We start from the raw sequence: 3,884 nt of genomic DNA, 5'->3' as shown, positions 1-3,884 counted from the left end.
CCTCCACACCAACTTACCTGAAAACTTCAGCTGGCCAATGGAGCGACAGGATCTTTCAGAGCTACTTGGCAATTTACTCGAAAATGGCGGGAAGTGGTGCCAGACAACCGTCGACGTTACAATCGCCCGCACGTCATCAGGGCTCTCCATAGAAGTAGCGGACGATGGCCCCGGAATTTCTCCCGAGGCGGCAGCCACTGTCATGAACAGGGGTGCCAGGCTGGATGAAACGGTCGCGGGTTTTGGGCTCGGATTGTCCATCGTGTCCGAGATTGTCGAAGACAACCTCGGACACCTGGAAATCGGATCCTCGAAAAACGGAGGAGCCAGGATTCTGATTTTACTGCCATTTCCGGACTAGATCACTGCCAAAAGGCCAGCCATCTTGAAAATCCGGCCTTCAAAGACTCAGTTTTAGCAGTAATCAGCTGCGTCATTAATTATTCTTCGAGTTTAATTCAGAATCAACGGGGTCATTCTGGCTGTCTGTTGGCGGAAGATCGATCGAGAATAGCTGGTACCGTTCGTTCTCCCCCAACTTCTGAGCGTCAGTGGCCCGCGGACCAAGAACCTTATCTACCGCATCGTTTGGAATTGCGGCAAAGACCCTGGCGTACCCGTCAGCGTCCAGCAGACTGTCGAATTCTGTGGAGGTGATTTCGACAGCGTCGCCCAACGAATAAAAACGTGCGGAAAATGGCATCTTGCCAATGTAAAAGATTGGACCGTCTCCCGCTTGCTGAATGCTCTCATACCGTCCTATCAATTGCTTCTCGGTTTTTAGTGGTTTTACTCCGCTCACACCTATGAACACAAAAAGGGTAATGAGAACGGGTGCAAGTAATACAGCACCCGACCTGATTCTGGACCAGGGACGTAAATTGAGCTGCGACACCCATCCGGCAATCAGAATGGCCGAGAACGGCAGAGAAGGAAGTATGTAAGTCCAGAGCGTGTTGCCTGCCAGGGTAAAGAACAGCATTGGCGTTATCGCACAAAACAACAGATACAGCGTTGAGGCGTCTTGAACAGCACCAGTGAATATATCCTTTGTTTTGCCTCGCGCCGCCGCAAGGCCAAAGCCAACCAAGCCAATGATACCCCAGGGGAATGAAGCCCAAAGCCAGAATATCCAGATCATGCCCTTGGGCCGGTCATGGGCACTACCGTACAAATCGCCGGCCCACCCGGGGTCCAGAAACCGGCTAAAGTGTTCGCCAATGATGAAATAGTTGAGGAACCCTGGCGTTTTCAATTCAGCGAGCACGTACCATGGCACGGCAATCGCCAGTGTCAGAAGTGAGCCAAGAAGCCAGGGTAATTTTTTCAACGGCTGTAACCGCTGCCTGAAAATAGCAGCCCATAGCACCAGGGGGATAACGGTCAGTACAACAGCCAACGGTCCCTTTGACAACAAGCCGATAGCCAGGCCCACGAAAAACCACCAGCGCCAATAGTCAGACCGGCCCGAAAGCACGAACCACATGCTCACCAGAGAAAGGGTCGTTCCAAAAACCAGGAATGTATCCGTCATGACTGCGCCAGCACTGATATAAGTGAGTGCCATCGTGGAAAGCACAAGAGTAGACCATCGAGCGACCGCAGCACCGCGCGCATGATTTGCAAGGCACCACGTCAGCCATACGATTCCAATCGTGGCGAACCATGCCGGTAGCCGCAGAGAAAATTCAGACAGTCCAAATATTTTTATAGAGGCAGCCTGAGCCCAGAACGACAGTGGAGGTTTCCCCCAGAACGGAACGCCGGGTTCAAACCAGGGCGTTATCCAGTCCCCGGTTTCAGCCATTAAACGAGCGATTTCAGCGTATCGGGGCTCCGTTGTATCCACGAAGGGATACAGCGTCATTCCGATAAAGCGACTGAACAATACGGCAGCCAGTACCCAGAACCAGGGCTCAAATCGCTTTATCATTCTTGACGCCTCTGAAGTTGCTGATTTGGTCTCGGCTTGATACCTCTTTGTTCTCGACCACTTCTTCGGTCAGATACAGTGGTCGCTGTTTCGATTCGATGTAGGTTTTGCCCACATACTCACCAACGATACCAACGCTCACCAGTTGTATGCCGCCCAGAAAACTGATGAGGGCGATTAACGATGGGTAGCCGTCAGTCGGATCGCCGAGCATTATTGCCTTCGCTACAATCCAGACACCGAACAATCCACCAACGGAGGCGGCCAGCAAGCCGACAAGCGTTGCCCATCTGAGAGGTGACACTGAGAAGGAAGTCAGGCCTTCAAGGGCCAGGCCGACCAGGCCCGGGTAGTCCCACTTACTCTCGCCAGCCACTCTCAATGCCCGGTCGTATTCGATGATCGTCGTTGGCATACCAACCCAGGCAAAGAGTCCCTTCATGTAGCGGTTGCGCTCTCCTAACCGGAGAAGGGCATCAACTGCCCGCCTGCTCATCAATCGGAAATCACCCGTGTCGACCGGGATTTCAGTGCGACTGGTCTTATTCAGCAAGCGATAGAAAAGGTGCGCACTCCAGCGCTTGAGAAAACTCTCGCCTACACGTGATCGACGTTGCATCAGAACGACATCAAAGCCGGACTTCCAACTCTTGACCATCTCGGGAATGTATTCAGGTGGATCCTGAAGGTCCGCATCCAGAACGATCACCGCATCCCCCTTGGCATGCTCCAGCCCTGCTGTTACCGCTGCCTCTTTGCCAAAGTTGCGGCTTAGCTTGACGAGACGGATGCTCGATTTCCTTTTAATGAAAGTCCTAACAAATTCGGCACTGCCATCCTCGCTACCATCGTCCACAACCACGATCTCCGAGCGAATATCGAGGCTCGCAAGGATCGGCAATACATGCTCAAAGAATAGGGGAAGCATCGAACGCTCATTGAACACCGGAACCACCAGGGAAAGCAGCTCTGATTCATTCGGCGCACGGGAAGTCTCAAGAGGTTTGTTCATGAAACACCAGCCTTTGGTAGACAACATAGTTAAATACAGCGACAGCCGCAGTGGTTAGAAGCTGAGCAGGCACAACAGAGATTTCAAACAGTTGATGCAGGACTAAAAAGATCAGAACGTTCAGGAGAGCTGCGAGTGAACAGGAAAAGGCATATCGCCAGATGGCCTGGATGTGTGGGCGTGCGTTTGGAAAGGCCAAAGTTCGCTGCAACCAGTAGTTGGTAACCGCTCCTACAACGCTTCCAGAAAAGGTGGCTGCTACGGGGGCCATGCCAAGCAGAACCAGGCCGGACATGGCCGCCCAATGGAAAAGGGTTGCCATTCCTCCGGCGGCAATAAATCCACTTATTCTTTTAAAGGGAACCTTCTTCATCCTGGCCGACACACCCGTGGCTATAACCATCGTGCCCGATGTTTCAACAACAATTCCGGAAATGGTGAACATTGACTCTTCAGAAACATCGGGCACCAGAATCTGGACACACCTGCATAGAAATGTCTATCGCTCATAGGTTGCCCCTAAAACCATGTATATACAGCTTCTTGCGTTCGTGACTCGACTATTGATCCTACCAGGTGCAACTGAAATCAAACTGAAAAGTCGACCGGTAACCCCCCATTTTTAACGGGTTGCTGTTTTTCTGGGGAGTTGCCGTTACTGGTACAATCCATGGCAGACTGGCGAAACTTTCCCACCACGAAAAACGGCGCTTACAAATGAAAATTCTGATTGTTGAAGACAATGCTGTACTTGCCAAAAAAATATCGGACTGGCTTGCGCAGGCGCACTACACAGTAGATATCGCCAAAACCGGCAAAGAAGCGGACTCGTTGATTGAAACAAGCTCCTACCAGGCCGTTATTCTCGATATCGGACTGCCCGATGAAAATGGACTGTCTTTAATGCAAAGATGGAGAAAAAACGGGAAAAAAGAGGCC

5 protein-coding genes are annotated in these 3,884 nt (G+C 51.7%); 2 read left to right on the top strand and 3 right to left on the bottom strand.

What is annotated here, in order from left to right:
* On the top strand, positions 1–361 hold a 361-nt coding region (locus AC13CN_RS05470; protein ID WP_483053053.1), incomplete at its 5' end, for an ATP-binding protein.
* A gap of 75 nt (positions 362–436) precedes the next feature.
* Here AC13CN_RS05470 and AC13CN_RS05465 read toward each other — a convergent pair.
* Genes AC13CN_RS05465 through AC13CN_RS05455 form a run of 3 tightly spaced genes read right to left on the bottom strand, consistent with a single transcriptional unit; the run spans position 437 to position 3,414 of the window.
* Complete coding sequence (locus AC13CN_RS05465) at positions 437–1,933, bottom strand: ArnT family glycosyltransferase (protein ID WP_289136508.1); 1,497 nt, start codon at positions 1,931–1,933, stop codon at positions 437–439.
* The gene (locus AC13CN_RS05460) at positions 1,917–2,945 is read right to left on the bottom strand and encodes a glycosyltransferase family 2 protein (protein WP_040297488.1); all 1,029 of its coding nucleotides are present in this window, start codon (positions 2,943–2,945) and stop codon (positions 1,917–1,919) included. The genes AC13CN_RS05465 and AC13CN_RS05460 overlap by 17 nt, the downstream gene beginning before the upstream one ends.
* Positions 2,929–3,414 (bottom strand): GtrA family protein, encoded by a 486-nt coding sequence (locus AC13CN_RS05455; RefSeq protein ID WP_252860505.1) that lies wholly within the window; start codon positions 3,412–3,414, stop codon positions 2,929–2,931. Before AC13CN_RS05455 ends, AC13CN_RS05460 begins: the two co-directional genes overlap by 17 nt.
* Before the next feature lie 248 nt (positions 3,415–3,662).
* Between AC13CN_RS05455 and AC13CN_RS05450 the strand changes: the two genes are divergently transcribed.
* Positions 3,663–3,884: response regulator (locus AC13CN_RS05450; RefSeq protein WP_483053052.1), on the top strand; the 222-nt coding region annotated here is incomplete at its 3' end.

It is taken from the genome of Vreelandella sp. L-25 (assembly GCF_056857535.1).
This window is presented reverse-complemented; position numbering and strand designations above follow the sequence as displayed.